This is a genomic window from Nostoc sp. PCC 9305 (assembly GCF_963920915.1).
Classification (GTDB): domain Bacteria; phylum Cyanobacteriota; class Cyanobacteriia; order Cyanobacteriales; family Nostocaceae; genus Nostoc.
This window is the reverse complement of the sequence record NZ_CAWUDN010000092.1, coordinates 1-20627: the sequence shown is the minus strand read 5'-3', so window position 1 is coordinate 20627 and position 20627 is coordinate 1. Positions and strand designations below refer to the sequence as shown.

At 41.6% G+C, this 20627-nt stretch carries 23 protein-coding genes and 3 tRNA genes; 11 read left to right on the top strand and 15 right to left on the bottom strand.

Annotation, left to right across the window (positions count from 1 at the left end; translation table 11 throughout):
* Positions 1–103: 103 nt before the first annotated feature.
* The 7 genes from nifB to nifD all read left to right on the top strand — a co-directional run bounded on the left by nifB (position 104) and on the right by nifD (position 7718).
* The gene (gene nifB / locus ACM0OX_RS27035; protein ID WP_414518043.1) at positions 104–1555 is read left to right on the top strand and encodes a nitrogenase cofactor biosynthesis protein NifB; all 1452 of its coding nucleotides are present in this window, start codon (positions 104–106) and stop codon (positions 1553–1555) included.
* 102 nt (positions 1556–1657) lie between these two features.
* Positions 1658–2011 (top strand): 4Fe-4S binding protein, encoded by a 354-nt coding sequence (locus ACM0OX_RS27030; RefSeq protein WP_414518031.1) that lies wholly within the window; start codon positions 1658–1660, stop codon positions 2009–2011.
* Positions 2012–2037: 26 nt separating this feature from the next.
* Positions 2038–3246: a cysteine desulfurase NifS gene (nifS, locus tag ACM0OX_RS27025; protein WP_414518030.1), complete on the top strand. Its 1209-nt coding sequence runs from the start codon at positions 2038–2040 to the stop codon at positions 3244–3246.
* 133 nt (positions 3247–3379) lie between these two features.
* A complete protein-coding gene (gene nifU, locus ACM0OX_RS27020) occupies positions 3380–4279 on the top strand; it encodes a Fe-S cluster assembly protein NifU (protein ID WP_094349931.1) in 900 nt (299 codons plus the stop codon).
* Between the two features lie 287 nt (positions 4280–4566).
* Positions 4567–4923, top strand: coding sequence for a group 1 truncated hemoglobin (locus tag ACM0OX_RS27015; protein ID WP_196526300.1), 357 nt, complete (start codon positions 4567–4569; stop codon positions 4921–4923).
* A gap of 349 nt (positions 4924–5272) precedes the next feature.
* Positions 5273–6166, top strand: coding sequence for a nitrogenase iron protein (nifH, locus tag ACM0OX_RS27010; RefSeq protein WP_012407220.1), 894 nt, complete (start codon positions 5273–5275; stop codon positions 6164–6166).
* Between the two features lie 163 nt (positions 6167–6329).
* The gene (gene nifD, locus ACM0OX_RS27005; protein WP_414518029.1) at positions 6330–7718 is read left to right on the top strand and encodes a nitrogenase molybdenum-iron protein alpha chain; all 1389 of its coding nucleotides are present in this window, start codon (positions 6330–6332) and stop codon (positions 7716–7718) included.
* Positions 7719–7995: 277 nt separating this feature from the next.
* On the opposite strand, the gene ACM0OX_RS27000 is transcribed toward nifD, so the two are convergent.
* From ACM0OX_RS27000 to ACM0OX_RS26980, 5 genes are all read right to left on the bottom strand, one after another.
* A complete protein-coding gene (locus tag ACM0OX_RS27000) occupies positions 7996–8418 on the bottom strand; it encodes a hypothetical protein (protein ID WP_414518028.1) in 423 nt (140 codons plus the stop codon).
* 459 nt (positions 8419–8877) lie between these two features.
* The gene (locus ACM0OX_RS26995; RefSeq protein ID WP_414518026.1) at positions 8878–9111 is read right to left on the bottom strand and encodes a hypothetical protein; all 234 of its coding nucleotides are present in this window, start codon (positions 9109–9111) and stop codon (positions 8878–8880) included.
* On the bottom strand, positions 9111–9398 hold the full coding sequence (locus tag ACM0OX_RS26990) for a type II toxin-antitoxin system HigB family toxin (RefSeq protein WP_114083676.1): 288 nt from the start codon (positions 9396–9398) through the stop codon (positions 9111–9113). Before ACM0OX_RS26990 ends, ACM0OX_RS26995 begins: the two co-directional genes overlap by 1 nt.
* A gap of 367 nt (positions 9399–9765) precedes the next feature.
* A complete protein-coding gene (locus tag ACM0OX_RS26985; RefSeq protein WP_414518025.1) occupies positions 9766–10104 on the bottom strand; it encodes a type II toxin-antitoxin system RelE/ParE family toxin in 339 nt (112 codons plus the stop codon).
* The gene (locus tag ACM0OX_RS26980) at positions 10088–10351 is read right to left on the bottom strand and encodes a hypothetical protein (RefSeq protein WP_414518024.1); all 264 of its coding nucleotides are present in this window, start codon (positions 10349–10351) and stop codon (positions 10088–10090) included. The genes ACM0OX_RS26985 and ACM0OX_RS26980 overlap by 17 nt, the downstream gene beginning before the upstream one ends.
* An 86-nt stretch (positions 10352–10437) precedes the next feature.
* Here ACM0OX_RS26980 and ACM0OX_RS26975 point away from each other — a divergent pair, with 86 nt between their 5' ends.
* The 3 genes from ACM0OX_RS26975 to ACM0OX_RS26965 are packed head-to-tail and all read left to right on the top strand — an operon-like array spanning position 10438 to position 11284.
* A complete protein-coding gene (locus ACM0OX_RS26975) occupies positions 10438–10659 on the top strand; it encodes a hypothetical protein (RefSeq protein WP_414518022.1) in 222 nt (73 codons plus the stop codon).
* 44 nt (positions 10660–10703) lie between these two features.
* Positions 10704–10955 carry a DUF433 domain-containing protein gene (locus ACM0OX_RS26970; protein ID WP_414518020.1) on the top strand — a complete coding sequence of 84 codons (252 nt, stop codon included), beginning with the start codon at positions 10704–10706 and terminating at the stop codon, positions 10953–10955.
* Positions 10952–11284, top strand: a complete 333-nt coding sequence (locus ACM0OX_RS26965) for a DUF5615 family PIN-like protein (protein ID WP_414518018.1) — start codon at positions 10952–10954, stop codon at positions 11282–11284. The genes ACM0OX_RS26970 and ACM0OX_RS26965 overlap by 4 nt, the downstream gene beginning before the upstream one ends.
* Positions 11285–11451: 167 nt before the next feature.
* Here ACM0OX_RS26965 and ppk2 read toward each other — a convergent pair whose 3' ends face one another.
* On the bottom strand, positions 11452–12405 hold the full coding sequence (gene ppk2, locus ACM0OX_RS26960) for a polyphosphate kinase 2 (protein ID WP_414518016.1): 954 nt from the start codon (positions 12403–12405) through the stop codon (positions 11452–11454).
* Positions 12406–12549: 144 nt separating this feature from the next.
* On the opposite strand from ppk2, the gene ACM0OX_RS26955 reads away from it, so the two are divergent.
* Positions 12550–13161, top strand: coding sequence for a hypothetical protein (locus ACM0OX_RS26955; protein ID WP_414518014.1), 612 nt, complete (start codon positions 12550–12552; stop codon positions 13159–13161).
* A gap of 101 nt (positions 13162–13262) precedes the next feature.
* Here ACM0OX_RS26955 and ACM0OX_RS26950 read toward each other — a convergent pair whose 3' ends face one another.
* The 9 genes from ACM0OX_RS26950 to ACM0OX_RS26910 all read right to left on the bottom strand — a co-directional run bounded on the left by ACM0OX_RS26950 (position 13263) and on the right by ACM0OX_RS26910 (position 20284).
* Positions 13263–13622 (bottom strand): hypothetical protein, encoded by a 360-nt coding sequence (locus ACM0OX_RS26950; RefSeq protein ID WP_414518012.1) that lies wholly within the window; start codon positions 13620–13622, stop codon positions 13263–13265.
* A gap of 36 nt (positions 13623–13658) precedes the next feature.
* Positions 13659–14126 carry a DUF6232 family protein gene (locus ACM0OX_RS26945; RefSeq protein WP_414518010.1) on the bottom strand — a complete coding sequence of 156 codons (468 nt, stop codon included), beginning with the start codon at positions 14124–14126 and terminating at the stop codon, positions 13659–13661.
* 46 nt (positions 14127–14172) lie between these two features.
* Positions 14173–14589, bottom strand: coding sequence for a hypothetical protein (locus ACM0OX_RS26940; RefSeq protein ID WP_414518008.1), 417 nt, complete (start codon positions 14587–14589; stop codon positions 14173–14175).
* A 16-nt stretch (positions 14590–14605) separates the two neighbouring features.
* Positions 14606–15634 carry a hypothetical protein gene (locus ACM0OX_RS26935; protein ID WP_414518006.1) on the bottom strand — a complete coding sequence of 343 codons (1029 nt, stop codon included), beginning with the start codon at positions 15632–15634 and terminating at the stop codon, positions 14606–14608.
* Positions 15635–16196: 562 nt separating this feature from the next.
* Entirely contained in the window at positions 16197–17720 is a 1524-nt protein-coding gene (locus ACM0OX_RS26930) for a slipin family protein (RefSeq protein ID WP_414518042.1), read from the bottom strand.
* Between the two features lie 615 nt (positions 17721–18335).
* Positions 18336–18411 (bottom strand) — tRNA-Ile (locus tag ACM0OX_RS26925).
* A gap of 216 nt (positions 18412–18627) precedes the next feature.
* On the bottom strand, positions 18628–19734 hold the full coding sequence (locus ACM0OX_RS26920; RefSeq protein ID WP_414518004.1) for a reverse transcriptase family protein: 1107 nt from the start codon (positions 19732–19734) through the stop codon (positions 18628–18630).
* Positions 19735–20130: 396 nt separating this feature from the next.
* Positions 20131–20207, bottom strand: a tRNA-Ile gene (locus tag ACM0OX_RS26915).
* Positions 20207–20284 (bottom strand) — tRNA-Met (locus ACM0OX_RS26910). The genes ACM0OX_RS26915 and ACM0OX_RS26910 overlap by 1 nt, the downstream gene beginning before the upstream one ends.
* Between the last annotated feature and the right edge of the window lie 343 nt (positions 20285–20627).

The following is a 20627-nucleotide window of genomic DNA, read 5'->3' as shown; positions in this document are numbered from 1 at the left end:
TTGCAGGCAGTGTGGAAGACGCGACTTCAATTCTGGGCATGAAAGAGTAGCAACAACATCTCCCACAGTGGCAGCCAAGTCCACCGACCTTTTGCGAAACTCAATGACATCACCGTCTACACGACTCCTCAACTCCAACGCTACGGAATCGCCAACCCAAGCAAAATCAGGTGGTTGCGGCTGTGACAGCACCACCAGCACCACCGTGGAAAGGGACGAAAAGCTCCAAGAACGCATTGCTAAACATCCCTGCTACAGCGAAGACGCTCATCACCACTACGCCCGGATGCACGTTGCAGTTGCACCAGCTTGCAACATTCAATGCAACTATTGCAACCGCAAATATGATTGCGCTAACGAAAGCCGTCCTGGAGTAGTTAGCGAATTGCTAACACCAGAAGAAGCAGCACATAAAGCTTTGGTCATTGGTGGTAAGATTCCGCAAATGACAGTTGTGGGAATTGCCGGCCCTGGCGACCCATTGGCGAACCCAGAAAAAACTTTCCGCACATTTGAGTTGATTGCAGCGCAAGCACCAGACATCAAGCTTTGCTTATCAACCAATGGTTTAATGCTGCCAGACTACATCGATCGCATTAAACAATTAAATATAGATCACGTAACGATCACCATTAACATGGTAGATCCAGAGATCGGTGCTAAGATTTATCCTTGGGTTCACTACAGACGCAAGCGCTATAGAGGTCTTGAAGGTGCGAAAATCCTCCACGAAAGACAGATGGAAGGATTGCAAGCCCTGAAAGATGCTGACATCTTGTGCAAAGTCAACTCCGTGATGATTCCCGGAATTAATGACCATCACTTAGTTGAAGTGAATCGAGTCATCCGTGAGAAAGGTGCATTCTTGCACAACATCATGCCATTAATTTCTGCACCAGAACATGGCACACACTTCGGTTTAATCGGTCAACGCGGCCCCACACCCAAAGAACTCAAAGAAGTTCAAGACAACTGCTCTGGTAACATGAAAATGATGCGTCACTGTCGCCAGTGCCGTGCCGATGCAGTCGGATTGTTGGGAGAAGACCGCAGCCAAGAATTTTCTAAAGAGAAATTCTTGGAAATGGCTCCCGAATATGACATGGAACAACGCGCTACTGTTCACGAAGGTATTGAGAAGTTTAAAGAAGAACTTAAAGTAGCCAAAGATAAAGCGCTAGCTGGTAAGAAAATTGCCAACAGTCCGAAAGTTTTAGTTGCAGTAGCAACCAAAGGCGGCGGATTAGTTAACCAACACTTCGGTCATGCGAAAGAATTCCAAATTTACGAAGTGGGTGGAGACGAAGTTCGCTTTGTTGGTCATCGCAAAATTGACCAGTACTGCCAAGGTGGATACGGCGAAGAAGCTTCTTTTGAGCATATTATGAAAGCGATCGCAGATTGCAAAGCAGTTTTAGTCTCCAAGATTGGTAACTGTCCTCAAGAAAAATTGCAAGAAGCTGGAATCAAGACAATTGAAGCTTACGACGTAATTGAAAAGGTTGCTTTGGAGTTCTACGAGCAATACGTTAAGGAATTAGGGAATAACGAATAGGGAATAGGTTACAGGGGACAGGGGAGAGATTATTACCTATCACCTGTCACCTGTAACCTCTCCCCTGACTCTAATGCCCCATTCCCAAAAGGAGAATAAATCATGGCTTACCAAATTCTTACTAGCCAGTGTATTTCCTGCAATCTCTGTCTAACGGTATGTCCCACAAATGCAGTTAAAGTGGTTGACGGACAGCACTGGATTGACCCTGAACTTTGTACAAATTGTGTTGGTAGTATTCATACCGTGCCTCAGTGTAAAGCTGGTTGTCCCACCTGCGACGGTTGCGTTAAGCAGCCTAGCGATTACTGGGAAGGCTGGTTTGCCAATTACAACCGCGTAGTCGCTAAATTAACAAATAAACAAGATTACTGGGAACGCTGGTTTAACAGCTATTCTCAGAAATACTCTGAGCAGTTGCAAAAGCGTCAACCCCAAATAATTCGTAATTCATAATTCGTAATTCGTAATTGAAGACAACAATGCAAAATAACTGCATCTATCTCGATAATAATGCCACCACTAAGGTAGACCCAGAAGTTATAGAGGTAATGTTACCTTACCTCACAGATTATTACGGCAATCCCTCTAGTATGCATACCTTTGGTGGGCAAGTCGGTAAAGCAGTGAGAACAGCAAGAGAACAACTTGCAGCTATGCTGGGAGCCGATGAGTCTGAAATTGTCTACACAAGTTGCGGTACTGAGGGAGATAACGCGGCGATTCGAGCCGCACTGTTAGCGCAACCAGAAAAGCGACACATCGTCACTACTCAAGTTGAACATCCAGCAGTACTCAATGTCTGCAAACAATTAGAAACCCAAGGTTATAGTGTTACCTATCTATCAGTAAATCATCAAGGGCAGCTCGATCTAGATGAACTAGAAGCTTCCTTGACGGGTAACACCGCCCTGGTGACAATTATGTATGCTAATAACGAAACCGGGACGATTTTCCCGATTGAACAAATTGGGTTGCGCGTCAAAGAATATGGCGCTATCTTCCATGTAGATGCGGTGCAAGCAGTGGGAAAAATCCCCTTAAATATGAAGACTAGCACCGTCGATATGTTAACCCTGTCTGGTCATAAGCTGCACGGGCCGAAAGGAATTGGTGCTTTATATATTCGGCGCGGAGTTCGGTTCCGTCCCTTCATTCTTGGGGGACATCAAGAACGCGGACGCAGGGCGGGAACTGAGAATGTTCCAGCAATTATCGCCTTGGGCAAAGCTGCGGAACTAGAACTGTTACACTTAGAAGAAGCGACTGCAAGAGAAAGAAAGCTGCGCGATCGCCTCGAACAAACTTTACTAGCTAAAATTCCCGATTGTGTCGTTAACGGTGACGTTACGCAGAGATTGCCAAACACCACAAATATCGGCTTCAAGTACATCGAAGGTGAAGCAATTCTACTGTTATTGAACAAATACGGTATCTGTGCATCATCCGGTTCTGCTTGCACCTCCGGTTCTCTGGAACCTTCCCATGTCCTGCGGGCAATGGGCTTACCCTACACAACTTTGCACGGTTCAATTCGCTTCAGTCTTTGTCGCTACACCACCGAAGCCGAAATCGATCAAGTAATAGAGGTAATGCCCAGTATTGTAGAACGTTTACGCGCCCTCTCACCCTTCAAAAATGATGATGCAGGTTGGTTGCAAGGACAAGAACAAGCACTAGCACATCGTTAGGGACTGGGGAAAAAATGGGAAAAGGTTAAAGGGTAAAGGGTAAAGGAATGATTTTTCCCCTTCCCCCTTCCCCATTACCCCTTCCCCAATCCCCCACTCATAACTCATAACTCAGCACTCAGCACTTAATAATATGTGGGACTACACCGATAAAGTATTAGAACTGTTTTACGATCCCAAGAATCAGGGAGAAATTGAAGAAACGGGCGAAGCTGGAGTTAAGGTTGCAACGGGCGAAATCGGCAGCATTGCTTGCGGCGATGCTCTGAGATTGCACCTGAAAGTGGAAGTAGAATCTGATAAGATTCTAGATGCTCGCTTTCAAACCTTTGGTTGTACTAGTGCGATCGCATCTTCTAGTGCATTAACCGAAATGGTCAAAGGTTTAACCTTAGACGAAGCCCTGAAAGTGTCCAATAAAGACATTGCAGATTACCTGGGTGGTTTACCAGAAGCAAAGATGCATTGCTCTGTCATGGGACAAGAAGCTCTAGAAGCCGCTATCTACAACTATCGTGGCATACCTCTAGCTACCCACGATGATGATGATGAAGGTGCATTAGTTTGCAGTTGCTTTGGCATCAGCGAATCTAAAATTCGTCGCGTGATTCTAGAAAATCATCTCACGGATGCCGAACAAGTAACAAATTATGTGAAAGCTGGTGGCGGATGCGGTTCCTGTCTGGCGAACATTGATGATATTATTAGATCAGTTCAACAGGAATACGCCTCACCTGCTCTCAACAATTACGGCGTAAAAGTTGCCACAGAAATTGTTACATCTAAGGAACGAGCGCTAACAAACGTCCAAAAGATTGCTCTAATTCAAAAAGTTCTTGATGAAGAAGTCAGACCCGTACTCATTGCAGACGGGGGAGATGTAGAACTCTATGATGTAGAAGGCGATCGCGTTAAAGTTGTACTGCAAGGTGCTTGCGGTTCCTGTTCTAGTAGTACAGCAACTCTGAAAATTGCGATCGAAGCCAGATTACAAGATCGTGTCAGCAAGAGCCTTGTAGTCGAAGCAGTTTAGGAATTGCTGTAGGACTTAACGTATTCTACAAATACGCCCTAATATGCATTCAGCCAGGAACAGAAAGTAGGATTTGAATTGAATCATTGTCTCCACTCAATGCTTCATACCAATTCGCCAAAAGAAAGATACAGATTGAAATCAAACTTTCTTTAATTACGAATTACGAATTACGAATTACGAATTGGTATCAGTCCTATCACTATTACGGCTAACAGCATATAGGCAAAAAGATTAAGCGCCTACTTGCAAATTTCATCATCCAACTCGCTTCAAAGGAACAGGATATGAGCACATTGTACGACAACATTGGTGGACAACCAGCTATTGAACAAGTAGTAGATGAACTCCACAAACGCATTGCCGCAGACAGCCTCCTCAGCCCCATTTTTGCTGGTACAGACATGGCAAAGCAACGTAATCATCTAGTTGCTTTCTTATCTCAAATATTTGAAGGGCCAAAGCAATACGGCGGTCGTCCAATGGACAAAACCCACGCTGGAATGAACCTACAGCAACCACATTTCGATGCGATCGCCAAGCATCTCGGTGAAGCAATGGCTGTGCGTGGAGTGTCAGCAGAAGACACCAAAGCTGCACTAGATCGCGTCACAAATATGAAGGGCGCTATTTTGAACAAGTAATAGGACTTATGTATTGATTGTTGACAAATAACAACATCAAGTCCTATTGAATCTTGCAAGCTGAAACACATTATGACGTATTTGTAAATCGCGTAATTTTCTTTGTTCTTTGTCAAAACAAATGACAAAGGACAAAGGACAAAAAATCAAAAGAAAAAAATTTTAACGAGGAAGATCGATGAACTTACTGTCAATAATTTTGGCTGTGGAGCGATCGCCCCCAGCAGGCATTTATGCCAACGCTACCAACGATGCTCTACACGCGCTCACTACTGTCGCTCAACTGGCGTGAACGCAACTGACAAACGCACAGACCCACCAACCAACCAATTGCAGGGAAACAAGAACCATGACAGACGAAAACATTAGACAGATAGCTTTCTACGGTAAGGGCGGTATCGGTAAATCTACCACCTCCCAAAACACCTTAGCAGCTATGGCAGAAATGGGTCAACGCATCCTCATCGTCGGTTGCGACCCTAAAGCTGACTCCACCCGTTTGATGCTGCACAGCAAAGCTCAAACAACCGTTCTTCACCTCGCCGCAGAACGTGGTGCAGTAGAAGATATCGAACTCGAAGAAGTAATGCTAACCGGTTTCCGTAACGTTCGTTGCGTAGAATCTGGTGGTCCAGAACCCGGTGTAGGTTGCGCCGGTCGTGGTATCATCACCGCCATCAACTTCTTAGAAGAAAACGGTGCTTACCAAGACCTAGACTTCGTATCTTACGACGTATTAGGTGACGTTGTGTGCGGTGGTTTCGCAATGCCTATCCGTGAAGGTAAAGCACAAGAAATCTACATCGTGACATCAGGTGAAATGATGGCGATGTATGCTGCTAACAACATTGCTCGTGGTGTTCTTAAGTATGCTCACACTGGTGGCGTGCGTTTGGGTGGTTTGATTTGTAACAGCCGTAACACAGACCGGGAAATCGAACTAATCGAAACCTTGGCAAAACGGTTGAACACCCAAATGATTCACTTCGTACCCCGTGACAACATCGTTCAACACGCAGAATTGCGCCGGATGACTGTTAACGAGTACGCACCAGAAAGCAACCAAGCTAACGAATACCGGACATTGGCTACCAAAATCATCGACAACAAAAATCTAGCTATTCCTACACCCATCGAAATGGAAGAACTAGAAGAATTGTTGATTGAATTCGGTATTCTCGAAAGCGACGAAAATACCGCAATGTTGGTTGGTAAGAGTGCTGCTGAAGCTCCTGTAGTATAAATCGCTGCTAAGAAATAACGCTTTAGCACAAGGAAAAAGGAAAAAGGAAGAATCTCACATTTGACCTTTTACCTTTGACCTTTCCCTCTAATCTCCCCCCTAACCTTAGAGGGGACTCCTAGTCCCCCTATGCCCCGATCCTTACGAGTCACAGAGGCTAAATATGACACCTCCAGAAAATCAAAACATCATCGAAGAAAGAAAAGAACTAATTAAAGAAGTTCTAGACGCTTACCCCGATAAAGCTAAGAAAAAACGGGAAAAGCACTTAAGTGTATACGAAGAAGGTAAGTCCGATTGCGGCGTTAAGTCTAACATCAAATCCCTTCCTGGTGTAATGACCGCTCGTGGTTGTGCTTACGCCGGTTCTAAAGGTGTGGTTTGGGGCCCTATTAAGGACATGATCCACATCAGCCACGGGCCTGTAGGTTGCGGTTACTGGTCTTGGTCTGGTCGTCGTAACTACTACATCGGCACCACAGGTATTGATACCTTTGGTACCATGCACTTCACCTCTGACTTCCAAGAAAGAGATATCGTTTTTGGTGGTGACAAGAAACTTGTCAAATTGATCCAAGAACTTGATGTACTTTTCCCACTCAACCGTGGTGTTTCCATTCAATCAGAATGTCCCATCGGTCTAATTGGGGATGACATCGAAGCAGTTGCTCGGAAGACATCGAAAGAAATTGGCAAGCCAGTTGTACCTGTGCGTTGCGAAGGCTTCCGGGGTGTTTCCCAATCTTTGGGACACCACATTGCTAACGACATGGTTCGTGACTGGGTTTTCACCAGATCCGACCAAGCGAAAAAAGACGGTACACTCAAGTTTGAAGGTACTCCTTATGATGTAGCCATCATTGGTGACTACAACATCGGTGGAGATGCTTGGGCTAGCCGCATCCTGTTAGAAGAAATCGGCTTGCGCGTAGTCGCTCAGTGGTCTGGTGATGGCACCATCAACGAAATGTTGATGACCCCCAATGTGAAGATGAACCTCATCCACTGTTACCGGTCGATGAACTACATCAGCCGTCACATGGAAGAAGCTTACGGTATACCCTGGCTTGAGTACAATTTCTTCGGCCCCACCAAGATTGCTGAATCTTTACGGGAAATCGCTTCTAAGTTTGACGAAACAATCCAAGCAAACGCTGAGAAAGTTATCGCCAAGTATCAGCCCACAATGGATGCGGTAATTGCTAAGTACCGCCCCCGTTTGGATGGTAAGACTGTTGCCATCATGGTTGGTGGTCTACGTCCTCGCCACGTTGTCCCAGCTTTCCTAGACTTGGGCATGAAGATGATTGGTACAGGTTATGAGTTCGCTCATAATGACGACTACAAACGTACCACTCACTACATCGAAAACGGCACCATCGTTTATGACGACGTTACCGCTTACGAATTCGAGGAATTTATCAAAGCGCTGAAGCCTGATTTGGTAGCTTCTGGTGTGAAAGAAAAGTACGTCTTCCAAAAGATGGGTCTTCCTTTCCGTCAAATGCACTCTTGGGATTACTCCGAACCTAGCGATCGCTCTTACAATTGATATGATGCAAGCTTTTTTAGCGACGGTAAAAAAAAGAGCCTATTTCTAGCCTAAATGCAACTTCCAGGATTATCCGATAATAATCTTTTTTGATACTTTAGATAGTATAACTCTTATGGAGTCTAGTTTTTAAATTTTGCTTGCATTTTGCTCAAAGAAAAACTGTAGAATAAAAGACTATTTTAAATGACGATTTTTTAGACTAATTGCCCAAATCTTTTTTGTTTCGCGCAAAGGCGCAAAAAAGTAAAATTTACCTTATTTGTCACTATTTTAATCAACAATGACAATCAATCGCAACCACTATATTGTCTTGATATTGGCGTAAAAGACTTCGGAACTTTTCTAGCCATTCTTCATTGGACTTTCCTTCACGGTCATGCCACTTTCCATCAGGCGTAACGATAGCGTATGAAACTAAGTCAGACATTAGGGCAGAGATAGGACGAATATTGTCTTCTGATTGCACAATATCTAGCCCGTATCGACGTTGAAATTCTTCTGGATTAAGATTGTAATACTGCTCCTTACCCCAAATTATGCCATCATACTGACCACCAATAGCAAATCCGTCACATTTTGCTTCCGGAGATGGATTATCTTCATCTGTTTCAAAATATGGCAGCATCAATTCTTTAGCCTTTTTGCTTGGGTTTGGTTCTGTGCGATCAACAATCACAAGTGTTAGAAAATGGCTCATTTTTAAGTACGTTAAATTGTGGTTATCATTGTTGCAAAAAATACGTTATGAATCATGGAATTTTCAATAAGTAAGTCGATGGGAATAAACAGAACTATGTTACCAAACCTATTAGAGATTTTCTGTGAGATACACAAAAGGTAGACCGTTGTTGCGATCGCCTTTAAAGATTATCTATGAAATGTACAAGAAGTAGACCGTTGTAGCGATCGCCTTTAGGGATTGTGTATGAGATGGAAAAGAACTAGACTATTCTAACGATCGCATTAAACTGTTACTACCTCAATTAACAATCCGGGTATCTTGCTGAAATCTCGATGATTGCGTGTTAATAAAACTAATTTACGAGATAGTGCGATCGCCGAATAGCCCATCGTGACATCGCAGTAAAAGAAGTAGACTGTTGTTGCGATCGCTTTAACTCAACAACACGCCACTGTATATTTATACTGGGTGAAGTTAAGCGATCGCCTCTAACTCAGGAATATGTCCAGTTTCGTAGTTTTCAATTAAAACACCGATAACTTCCATTAGAGACGCGACTGGATGCGTCTCGTCTTCACCAACTTGATCGATGAGACAATCAAGGATCTCAACTAAGCGTTCATATTCCTCTTCTGTGTGAGGAACAAAGACGTTTTCGGCAATGGATGACCAAGCAGTAATGGTTTGATCTAGGTTTAAGCTTTGCATTATTCCTTCCACTTTCCTTCATCATATTCTGAATGCGTTAACACAGCCCGAATGTAAACTTTTTGGCGGTTGTAGTGAATTGCGGCAATGAGTCGAACTTTATTACCACCAATATTAAACACTGTCAATTTACCAACTTGATCTGCTGATGGAAACATTTCACGGAGTTCTACAAATGAGACAAACTCATTTCCCTTGACTAATTGATACCACTGAGTCAAGGCGTTATTTGTATCTGGATGAAGTTTAGCAAATTCATTCAGCCGTTTACGAGTAATAACATGCATCTGAAGACCCCTGATGTTTTAATAATTCTGTAATGCATATAATTCACCTCTCTGTGATAATCTTATATTTTAATCATTGCCTTTATTCAACAACACACTACTGCATATTTAGAGATTGTGTGTGAGATGGATAAGAAGTAGACCATTGTAGCGATATCTCCGACGGGCTACGCCTACGCCCTCACTCAACAATAAACTAGGCGATGTCTACGACGGGCTGCGCCTACGCATTAAACCGTCCAATCCTCAATTAACAGTCCGGCTACTTTGCCCAAATCTCGATGATTGCGTGTTAATAAAACTAATTTACGAGATAGTGCGATCGCAGTAAAAGAAGTAGACTGTTGTTGCGATCCGCCTTTAAACTCTAAACCCCACCTTCTAGCTCCTCTAGATCATCTATTGTCAGTAGTGCTTGAGCAGTATGACGCACATACAATACATAAACTGTGGTATCTCGAATCGTAAAAAGCACTCGATATACATTTTTGGCTTTCCCATAAAGGAGTTGGCGTACTTCTTCTGGGAAAATCTCATGTTCGACTGCTAAGGTACAGCGTTGAGGCTTCTCTTGTAGCGTAGCAATAACATTCATCAATCCTCGAAACCAGCGATCCGCAAATTCAGGATTTTGCTCTCGATACCAGCGATATGCTTGCTCAATCTGAGCTTCTGCAATTGGGGTAATCTCAACTTGAAATGCCATACTTTTGCTGCATTTCTTGAACGAAATCCCCAATAGGGCGAGTTTGACCAGCGTTGAGTTCCTCGAAGCCTTGGCCAATACCTGCAATTGTCTCCAACTGATCGATCAGTTGGCGTAGTTTAGTTGGATCAATTTTGCTAAGATCGAGAAAGGTGACGAGAACTTGAGAGCGATCGCTAATATCTTGCGGTAGCTCAGTCAAATGAATTTGCCCATCCTGATAAATGCCTTCAATGGTTCTGATCATAAGTTGCATCTAGGTTGGTATTTTCTTAATTCTACCAACTAGCGTCAGAGAACTGTCACAACTGAAATTGTAAATTAGAGTAGGGGGTGGCAACTCCCTCAAACCTAATTAAAAATGATTTAATTGATTTTATGAGCGATGTCTACGATGATCGCATTAAACCGTCCAATCCTCAATTAACAATCCGGTTACTTTGCCCAAATCCCGATGGTTGCGCGTTAATAAAACTAATTTACGAGATATTGCGATCGCTGAATGCCTGTCGTAGGCATCGCAGTAACACTACGCTTCGTTGCACCGAGATGTGAAGCTGTTTTAGACTTAGAAAGATGCTATGTAGTTTATAATCACCATGAGCTATCACGATATTATTACAATTGAGCCTGACAAGCGAGGCGGTAAGCCTTGTATTCGACGAATGCGAATTACCGTATACGATGTTCTAGGCTGGTTGGCAGCTGGTATGTCTCATGGAGAGATATTAGACGATTTCCCTGAATTAACAGAAGAAGATATTAGGGCAAGTCTAGAGTTTGCTGCTGACCGTGAACATCGTTTAGTTGCCTCTCTACCAAACGTTACGCGGACGGCAGGTGGTAGTTGAAACTGCTTTTTGATCAAAATTTGAGTCGCAAGCTGGTAACTCAATTAGCAGACGTTTTCCCTGATTCGAGTCATGTTCAGTTTCATGGACTGGAAGTGAAGACTGATACTGAAATATGGGAATTTGCCAAAATCAATGACTTTTGCATCGTAACTCAAGATGTAGACTTTGCCGAAAGAAGCCGTTTGTACGGTTCTCCACCTAAAGTTGTATGGCTACGCTGCGGAAATGTACCAACAAAACAAGTTGAATCTCTACTTCGTTCTGGGGTGGAGATAATTCAGGAGCTTTTGAATAATCCAAGTCTGCATTGCTTAGAATTGTACTAAAGCTTTGCGGGGGATTGTCTGTGAGATGCACAGGAAGTAAAGCGTCGTAGACATCGCGACTTAAATAACATTAGACATCGTAGTAACACTAAGCTTCGTTGCACTACGATGTGAGATCCACAAGAAGTAAACCGTCTTAGCGATCGCCTCTAACCGAAGGATGTTGCTTAATACACTTGAGGAACAAAGAACTGCTCATTGCGGGGGGCGCGAACATAATCCTCAGCCACAGGTCTAGAGGGAAGCTCTAAGGGAGGAGGTGTCATATCTTCGTAAGGAACTTTGCTCAACAAATGATGAATGCAGTTAAGCCGCGCCCGTCTTTTATCATCTGCTTCAATCGTAAACCAGGGAGCTTCTGGAATATTTGTGTAAGCAAACATGGTATCTTTGGCTTTGGAATATTCTACCCAGCGATCGCGTGATTCTAAATCCATTGGACTGAGTTTCCAGCGCCTTGCTGGATCGTGACTGCGAGAGAGAAAGCGTTTTTCTTGTTCATCATCGCTGACAGAGAACCAGTACTTGATTAAAACAATGCCCGATCGCACCAACATTCGTTCAAATTCCGGGCAAGATTGCATGAATTCTTGATATTCTGCTTCAGTACAAAAACCCATCACCCGCTCAACTCCAGCTCGGTTGTACCAACTGCGATCGAACAGGACTATCTCGCCTGCGGTGGGAAGATGTTGCACGTAGCGCTGAAAATACCATTGAGTTTTCTCGCGATCGGAAGGAGTTCCCAGAGCAACTACACGACAGCCACGAGGATTGAGTGGATCGGCAATGCGTTTAATTACTCCTCCTTTGCCAGCAGCATCGCGCCCTTCAAATATGACGACAACTCGATAGCCAGTGTGCTTAATCCAGTATTGCATTTTAACTAGCTCAATCTGGAGTTGCTCTAGTTCAGTTTCAAAAGTCTTTTTAGGAATTTTCTTAGCAAAAGCTTCAGTACTACCATCAAAAATCCGTTTGGATTTTTTAGATTTTTTCTTGTCTTTTGCCTTTACTAGTTTTTCTATTAAGTCTGTAGTAGGTTGAACTAGACCATTATTTTGCTGGTTTTTCACTTCATCAATTGACATTGTAGTGACTCCATGCCATTGAATTGGCATAATTAGAGCTTATCTACCAAGTATATATTTTAATTAATAGTTCTGAGTGTAAATATATATAGATGCTCTTATATATAAGAACCAGTCCTAGACATTACCCTAACTCGCTAGACTAAATATGGAGTTGTAAAGTAATTAGAAATTATGCCTTATAGTCAGTTTACAAATATCAGTAAAGTTAAAGAAGCTTTCGGATTAAAAACGCAGGAAGGTGGGAGATTCATTCCTGTCACTGAGCCTATTGAAGCATCTGCTACACTCACGGCATATCTTGGAGAAAGTCTGTCACTAGCTTCTTCAGCAAGTGAAAAAGCCCGTTCTGAAGGAATTATTTACCCAGTATTATTAGAAGTTAGACGGATATTAAATCGGCAAATTAGCTTATTTTCTGGAGAAGATTTTACAGTTGATGAATCAGTTGGGCTTAATGGAATGTGTGATTTCCTCTTGAGCCGATCGCCGGAAGTGCTAGAAATTGAAGCTCCTGCAATTGTAATTGTGGAAGCAAAAAAAGCTGATTTAAGAACTGGTTTTGGACAATGTATTGCAGAGATGGTTGCGGCACAGCGATTCAAGGCTGCAAAAAATCATCCAGTTTCCGTAATATATGGTTCTATTAGCAGTGGTACGCAATGGCGATTTCTGAAGCTTGAAGAAAATATTGTCACTATCGATCTGATGGATTATCCCCTGCCACCTGTGGAAGAAATTCTAGGAATTTTAGTTTGGATGGTTCAAAGCATTGGGGATATTTGAAATAGCCATGTGATGCTTAACGTCATCACAATACTGCGATCGCTAACATCTTGAGGTAGTTCAGTTATGGGTTTTTATGCCGCGTTATTAAAGCATTATATTTAGGGTTTTAAGACTTCTTTCGCACCTTCAATAAAAAATTTGGCGATAGGGTGATCAATCATCTTTTCCAAAGCTGCAAAACTTCCTGCTTTCAGTCCTCGAATAATTCGGGCTTTTAGTTCAGGACTTTTGTCAATTTCATCTAAAGCTTTCGCACGCAAAACTTCGGGACTATCACTGGGATAATCTACTGAAAGTTGATCTAGCAAAGCTTTAATATCTTTGGCAGCTTGCACCAAATCTTGAGAGTTATTGATTTGGATTTTGCTTTTATCAACACCGGTTACAAAAGATCCTGATTGATTAATAATATCTCCCCTAGCAGAATTGTAATTGGTTTGTCCACCTTGATTACTCATAGCTTTTAGCCTCCAATATACTCTAGTGAATATTGATTACCCAACTTTGACTCCATTTTCAAAGAGACCGCTCTGATTTATAATATCGCCATCAGAAACATTGAACGTGTAGTTTGCTGGCGCATCTCGGTTGTTCATAATCTCAATAAGCTTATCAATAATTTTATCTATAAGCTTTTGATTAGTAGATGCAATTAATTGCACACCTCCAGAGTTTGTTATTATACTGAGACCATATTTCTTTGGTCTAATAAATCGCTCTAAAATTCCCAGAAAAACAAAAGAAAATAAAATTCCTATAACCCAATTCAAGACCAACATGTCTGGATTTCTCTTAACCAACTCAACCCCTAGCCAACTGAATAAACCACATATGATGATGAAGCGTATCTTAAAAGTATAACGCGGTTTAATGCGATATTTCCCAACGCTAGTTACATTACTAACTTGATAAACTGTAGAACCCAACTTAAGGGTTCTATTGGTAATAGACAGAGTACTCATCGATTAAAATTTAGGGTTAAATAAATGGCTTCCAAACTATCGTTTTTCAAGTTGTGTAAAACTTAACTTGTCCATCGGGGTTGTTCTGATTGAACTTGTCAGCAGCAATGCTCACCCGACCTGAGAGCTTGCTAATAATTCGCTCATGCAAGATCATAGCCTGTTCAATATGACCATCTTCAACCATTTTTTCAAAGACCCTCATACTAACATTGATAGCATTAATATCAGCTGCCAACTCAGAATCTAACTGATCCATTCGACGCTCAATCATTCTACGTTGGTTGTCAGCACTTTCTCGAATCGCTAATCTCTTAGTCTCTTCTTCGGCAAGTTGTTTCGGTAGTTCTAATGCCTTGTCAACCAATGGGACAATTTGAAAAGCCAATTCAATGTATTCTGAAATCTGCCGAATTTCAACAATTTCTGAATAGGGTCTACTTGGTAGAATTTGGTCATTCATACGTTTCCAATTACTCCTAATTGATAGGTTGAATTAGTTCTTGCTGCAAGATTTTCTTTAATGACTCTCCACCTCGATAACAAGCTTCAACAGTTTTTTGCTCTGCTTCTTGCAATTCCGAAAATTTCTTGCTTTGTGAAGATGATTGAATCACCGTATCAAGATGGCGCATTATATAATTCACAGCAACTTCATGAACTAACTTTGCTTGCTTAATTTTTTCTGAAGCTTTTCCGTAGATTCTTATAGCTCCACTGATTTGTTCACACATCAGATCAACATCTGCTTGTAATTTCTCAAGTTTTGTGCGCTGCTGAGATGCAGTAAACAAATATAAAATCCCACTAATCGCTGCGGAAATAGCAATAGATGCAGCAATATATCCAACATCTCCTTTTTGTAACTTCATAAGATTTTTACCTTGCAAAGAACTCGCTATATTCTGTGCAAATCTTTGAGATATTCCTGTCAACTCCCCATTAATCGCACTGGGCTGTAAATTACTGGGATAGACAAAATCAATAGCAACTTTCAGTTCTCTTGGTGTTGGGATATTCTTATCTCTGCGATACAGTTCGTCGAAGTATGGGCTAATTGCATTTTCATACTTTGGTATTAACTCCATTTGCAACTGATTTCTGTATTGATTGAATTGCTCAATATCATCATTAAGAACTAATTCGGCATCTTGTATGTGTTTTTGAGCCATTTCATAGCGTCGTTCGATTGACTCTGCCCATTCTTTAGGGTTCTCGAAAATGTTTTTTGTTGACCGCTTATATGAAGGTTGAATAGATGGGTCATATTCATATAAATCTTCTCGTTGTCGCGCCAAGGCAATTGACTTTCTACGTTGCTCCTCAGCCCTTTTACGTTGCTCTTCAGCCCTTCTACGTTGCTTTTCTTTTTTCTGCCTTGACCAAAGAAGATACCCTATAAGGTTAACCACACCTAAGATAATCGCTGTTTTAGGTGCTGCTGCCAATAAGATTAGGTAAATAAGCCCCAGAATAAAAAAACCAACTAACTTTAGGCAGCCAATCATTGTAGCCCCTCAAATATCGACTCTATAAATAACTAACCAATGCTGTGGCTACCATAAACTAACCTTTAAGTAACCGCCAAAACTGATTGTTTTCATGGGCAAGTGCAAGGAATGTGTGCGGAACCACTTAACTATTTATTAGACTGAAAGTTTCCATCTCATTAACCGATTTGGGATATTCATCTGGAATCCTTTCATCATAATAATTAAGTATAACTACATAAATAATTAAAGATTTTGTAATCACTTACTGTTCGCGGAAGAAGATTTGATGAAGAGGAATTATCGACAATATTGCTGTAAATATCAGGGATAGCCCTAAAAAACAAATAATCCCCTGATGCATGATTATTATTGTAATTATTTTGAGGTGTATATACTACACACTGCTGAAAGGTTGTGTATGCTTTGAGACTGACTTAAAAGTATTTTTAATCCGTAATCTTATTTGAGTTACGTTCCCTCATATCGCTTTTAGTTTAAACTCCAGTTAATGAGTAGAGGGAGAAAAGGTACTCTTATTTCCTCCACTGCTCTCTTTGGTGAATATTCACCCCGATCGCTACGGATTCATCCGAATCAAGTCGGTTAAAATACTATCCAAGCTGCCGTTAACTTGAATGCGATCGATCTTCTCTGCAATCCGCTCTAATACTTCGAGTTCCTTTAAACGCAATGCAACGGGGTTATCCTCCATGACTTTGGCAGTGTTTAGCATACTGCGAGTAGCAGCAGTTTCTTCTCTACGTCTGACTACGTTGGCTTGAGCGGTTTTTTCTGCCTCCACTACTTTGCTCAAGATAGCTTTAATTTCACCAGGTAAAATAATATCTTTAACACCTACAGAATCTACTTCAATTCCATAGTCTGCGGCTTTTTGGCGAATGTATTCAGAGATGCTTCTATCAATTGCACCTTTATCTTCCAATAAAGTATCTAAGTTACGTTCGCCGACTGCACCACGCAAAGCAAACTGTAATTCTTTGTATAAGAAGCCGGAAATATCAGATAACCCGTTTTTTGCCCTCAATGGGTCTTGGATGCGGAAGCCAGCCGTCAAATTCAACCGCAGAGGTACTTTATCTTTAGAGAGGATGTCTTGACCGGATACTTCCATGTTTTGTAGTCGTAGGTCAATGGTTTCGGTTTGAAAAGAGCGTCCAAATAACCACCAAGCGTGTACCCCTGGCGATCGCAGTCCTTGAAACTCTTGATTAATGTATACTAGTCCAATGTGTTGTGCTGGCACTTGGCAAATATGCAAACAGTTACGACTGAGCAATTTCACTTCTGTTGAACCTTCAACTAACTCAGCCACTAAGTTAGGCTGTAATTGAGCATCAGCGCTAATATCGAGAATTTCCACTTCGACGCCTTGCCAAAATAGTTTGCGGCTAGTGGGCGGCAAAATAGAAATCACTTTTCCTCGATATCGGACAATTGCAACTTGTGAAGCCAGTAATTGCACGGTTTGACAGTAAGCAGCAATAAAATCGGGATGTTTTTCAATGAGTACATCTTCCAGGGGAAAGTCTGGGTTAGGGATAATCCGGATGAGAATTCGGACTGTAACATCTCTATCTACCGACCAAAAAGCATACTCTCCTGGTTCTAGAGGTCGCACAAAATTATTTTGCAGATATAGTAAACCAATCTCAGACTCCGAGATTTGAAACTTCTTCACTCCATTCAACGCAACTGAGCGCAACTGCTGTACAAAAGAACTAGGCAATTCCCAGCTTTCTTCTAAGTTGAATATATGAGACTCTACCTCAATAAAACCACGCCAAAAAGCAATCAATTTATTTGGTGCAACGCTTACCCAATTTTGACCGTAGCGGACTAACGCAACTTGATTGAATGCGGTTCTGATAATCAATAAGTGTTCTTGTAGTTCGGTTTCGTGATTTCGCAATAACAGTTCTAGGTTTTCAATCTGAGCTAGTGGCTGATTGAGGTCATAAATTTTTACTTGCCAATGCCGACCTAAATATGTATGTGTACCGGGTTGCAAAATTTTCTTAAAGTCACTGCGGTGATATAAGATGCCGATTTCGTTAGGTTTGATATAAAACGTTTCCCACATAGTGATTTGCATAAATAATTTGTGTGATAGTTTAAGTAAGCTAGACGATTGCAACTAGCTAAGAAGATTTGATCAACACATTTATAACCTTGCTTGAACTCAAATACCACCAGTGTCTCACGGCTTAACTACTGGAGTAGACAGAATTGATCTAGAGGTTCTTTAGGCTTTACAACCCTTTAAACCAAGGCTAAAAGATTAGTTTTAGCAGATTGTACTACTATATACTACAAAAGATTTGTTTACTCTGCCAGTGCAGGTTTTTACAGTTCCGGTGCGGACAAAAGCTTCTCCAAAGCTGGATTAAGATTGCTGTTACTTTTCCCAAATTGCTCAATGGCAATCTAAAAAAGATAACCGCGCTCAAATATGCCGTTCGCTTTGCCAATCCAGAATTCCCAAAGGAAAACCAGATGTAGAAAAAGGAAGGAACATACTCAAGTTAGGGAGAGATACAGTTGCACTAGCTCTTTTACTGTTATAAATACCTGCATGACAGAGTAGAAAAAACAAGAAGTTTTTTTTGATTGGGGTTTTTTGAACACCCAATACATTTGTGTAGCCATAAGGCTGCCTTGTCCCTAACAAGGTGCCCGTACCCAGGGCGAGGGTTTTTGGGTGAAAGTATAGGAATCGAACCTACCAATAATCGGCGATACACCGACCGCTCTACCAAATGAGCTAACTTTCATGGTGAAATAGTTGAAAGTACTGAGCGGTATATGCTATTACCAGAGGTTAGCGTACCAGTTGGGTATACAGAACCCAAACTACAGCTTTGTGACTTTGTTACTATCCCGCTTCAAATCTAGCACAGGAAAAAAGTTAAAAGGGTGAATTTCATTCGCACTGGCTATTCTTGGCTGAGGTACACCTAAATGAGTCTTTTTTAACAAAATAAGCAGCTTTAAAAACGTACTTCATCAGTTTGGGAGTCACCATATTTCTGCTTGATGCGTTCCACGCTTGATTTAAATTCTGCACCTTTGGTCGGGTTAATCATTGCTACATAATTGGCAAACCCGGTAATTGCGGCAATTAAATTAGTTGATTTTCCCCAAGTTTTTCCTGATAAACCTTCTTGTTCAATTTGATATAGAGTTGCACGAAAGGCTTTTAATGTTTTTTTAGATATATTTAATTGTGTATTTACAATAACACCTGTTACTTGTTGCTGCACTGATTTACCGAAAATTTTGGTTTTATTATTATTAACAGTAAAACCTTCACTATGAATAATAAATTTAGCGTTTTTAATCAAATTAGATATTTTAGGCGATGTATCTCCAAAAGCAGAAAATGTTAAATCGTCAGCGTACCGCGTATAGCAAAACCCAAGATTTTCAGCGATCGCAGCAAGACGACTATCGAGATTACAACAAACTAGATTAGAAATAGCAGGGCTTGCAGGGGAACCTTGAGGTAAGTGGCGGTTTTCTGAAGCTGTATTGTTAATTTGTCCATTTATTGCTATTTCAGCAGTCGTACAAATCAACCCGAAAATTGTCGCCGTAGGTTCTGAATAACCAAAGTCGGAAAATAATTCTTTGACACGTTTGTAAGAAATTGACTGAAAAAAATTCTGTAAATCAATATTGATTATTACATTTGCACCAACATGGAGTTTAGCATTGGTGACTATCGAACGATTTTTACAAAAGCCGTGCGCTGCATTGTGAATTTCTAATTTCTCTAAAACATTCTCTAAAATCCACCTTTGAGCAGCTTTCAGTTCGGGCTTTGGTGCAGAAATAATTCTGTCTCCACCGGTCTTTTTTGAGATTTTGAAAGAGAGGTAATGTCTAGTTTGGGATGTACTAGTTGTTAAAAAGTGCAGTTTTTCTAGGCTTATCCCCATCGCCAAGGCTATTTCTTCGGTAGTATTATATTCAGCTAAACCATGCGATGCCTGCGGCGGGCGTAGCCATCGCAAAAGTGCTAAATTATCAGTTTGCAACTTTTCTAGATTATTTTCAGCCGCTAATGGGGTAGTGGTTATATTTTTGCTGTACATAATACAAAATATTTTTTACTCTGCAAGTGCAAGTGTTTACAGTTTAGGTGTGGACAAAAGCTTCTCCAAAGCTGGATTAAGATTGCTGTTACTTTTCCAAAACTGCTCAATGACAATCTAGAAAAAGAGAACCGCGCTCAAATATACCGTTCGCTTGCCAATCCAAAATCCCGAAGGAAAACTAGATGTTGGCAACGAAGGGACATACTCAAGTTAGGGAAAAATGCAGTTGCGCTTGCTCCTTAACTGTGGCTACCGAACATCACCCTTACGAGTGATGACCGATAGCAAAACACTTACACCGCAGAGTTGAGAAAAGGAGGGGTCTGGAATCTGTTAAGATCCGTACCATATTGGCTACCTTTACAGGGTAGTGTCTTTTAACCCGGACAGGGTTGGGTGAAAGTATAGGAATCGAACCTACGACACATCGATTATGAGTCGATTGCTCTAACCAATTGAGCTAACTTCCTGGGGTTTGATACAGGAGTCGAACCTGTGACGCATCGATTATGAGTCGATCGCTCTAAACCAACTGAGCTAATCAAGCAATATAGTTTAAAGTACTCGGCGGTATACGCTTATGCAAAAGCTTGGCGCACCAGTTAGGCTTATGGAACCTAAACTATAGCTTTGTAACTTTTTGACTATCCCAGTTTAAATTTAGCACAGGAAAAACTATCTGTGGTAGCGGCACAGCAATGCTTGCGCGTGTCAAACGAAAGCCAGGGCGAATGGAATTCGCGGCTACACAAACAAAGTCCGCCTCCGCGGACTAAGGAAAAATTGAGTGTTTGAAACCCACGGAGGTGGGTTTTGCCTGTGTAGATGCGGTTTATAGGGAACTCCAAGAAATAAATTATCCAATATTGTGGGGTGGGCATCTTGCCATT

What these genes read in the sequence shown, in the direction of transcription:
- nifB (WP_414518043.1), top strand. Translation starts at nt 104, where the DNA reads ATGACATCACCGTCTACACGACTCCTCAACTCCAACGCTACGGAATCG.
- ACM0OX_RS27030 (WP_414518031.1), top strand. Translation starts at nt 1,658, where the DNA reads ATGGCTTACCAAATTCTTACTAGCCAGTGTATTTCCTGCAATCTCTGT.
- nifS (WP_414518030.1), top strand. Translation starts at nt 2,038, where the DNA reads ATGCAAAATAACTGCATCTATCTCGATAATAATGCCACCACTAAGGTA.
- nifU (WP_094349931.1), top strand. Translation starts at nt 3,380, where the DNA reads ATGTGGGACTACACCGATAAAGTATTAGAACTGTTTTACGATCCCAAG.
- ACM0OX_RS27015 (WP_196526300.1), top strand. Translation starts at nt 4,567, where the DNA reads ATGAGCACATTGTACGACAACATTGGTGGACAACCAGCTATTGAACAA.
- nifH (WP_012407220.1), top strand. Translation starts at nt 5,273, where the DNA reads ATGACAGACGAAAACATTAGACAGATAGCTTTCTACGGTAAGGGCGGT.
- nifD (WP_414518029.1), top strand. Translation starts at nt 6,330, where the DNA reads ATGACACCTCCAGAAAATCAAAACATCATCGAAGAAAGAAAAGAACTA.
- ACM0OX_RS27000 (WP_414518028.1), bottom strand. Translation starts at nt 8,418, where the DNA reads ATGAGCCATTTTCTAACACTTGTGATTGTTGATCGCACAGAACCAAAC.
- ACM0OX_RS26995 (WP_414518026.1), bottom strand. Translation starts at nt 9,111, where the DNA reads ATGCAAAGCTTAAACCTAGATCAAACCATTACTGCTTGGTCATCCATT.
- ACM0OX_RS26990 (WP_114083676.1), bottom strand. Translation starts at nt 9,398, where the DNA reads ATGCATGTTATTACTCGTAAACGGCTGAATGAATTTGCTAAACTTCAT.
- ACM0OX_RS26985 (WP_414518025.1), bottom strand. Translation starts at nt 10,104, where the DNA reads ATGGCATTTCAAGTTGAGATTACCCCAATTGCAGAAGCTCAGATTGAG.
- ACM0OX_RS26980 (WP_414518024.1), bottom strand. Translation starts at nt 10,351, where the DNA reads ATGATCAGAACCATTGAAGGCATTTATCAGGATGGGCAAATTCATTTG.
- ACM0OX_RS26970 (WP_414518020.1), top strand. Translation starts at nt 10,704, where the DNA reads ATGAGCTATCACGATATTATTACAATTGAGCCTGACAAGCGAGGCGGT.
- ppk2 (WP_414518016.1), bottom strand. Translation starts at nt 12,405, where the DNA reads ATGCCAATTCAATGGCATGGAGTCACTACAATGTCAATTGATGAAGTG.
- ACM0OX_RS26955 (WP_414518014.1), top strand. Translation starts at nt 12,550, where the DNA reads ATGCCTTATAGTCAGTTTACAAATATCAGTAAAGTTAAAGAAGCTTTC.
- ACM0OX_RS26950 (WP_414518012.1), bottom strand. Translation starts at nt 13,622, where the DNA reads ATGAGTAATCAAGGTGGACAAACCAATTACAATTCTGCTAGGGGAGAT.
- ACM0OX_RS26945 (WP_414518010.1), bottom strand. Translation starts at nt 14,126, where the DNA reads ATGAGTACTCTGTCTATTACCAATAGAACCCTTAAGTTGGGTTCTACA.
- ACM0OX_RS26940 (WP_414518008.1), bottom strand. Translation starts at nt 14,589, where the DNA reads ATGAATGACCAAATTCTACCAAGTAGACCCTATTCAGAAATTGTTGAA.
- ACM0OX_RS26935 (WP_414518006.1), bottom strand. Translation starts at nt 15,634, where the DNA reads ATGATTGGCTGCCTAAAGTTAGTTGGTTTTTTTATTCTGGGGCTTATT.
- ACM0OX_RS26930 (WP_414518042.1), bottom strand. Translation starts at nt 17,720, where the DNA reads ATGTGGGAAACGTTTTATATCAAACCTAACGAAATCGGCATCTTATAT.
- ACM0OX_RS26920 (WP_414518004.1), bottom strand. Translation starts at nt 19,734, where the DNA reads ATGTACAGCAAAAATATAACCACTACCCCATTAGCGGCTGAAAATAAT.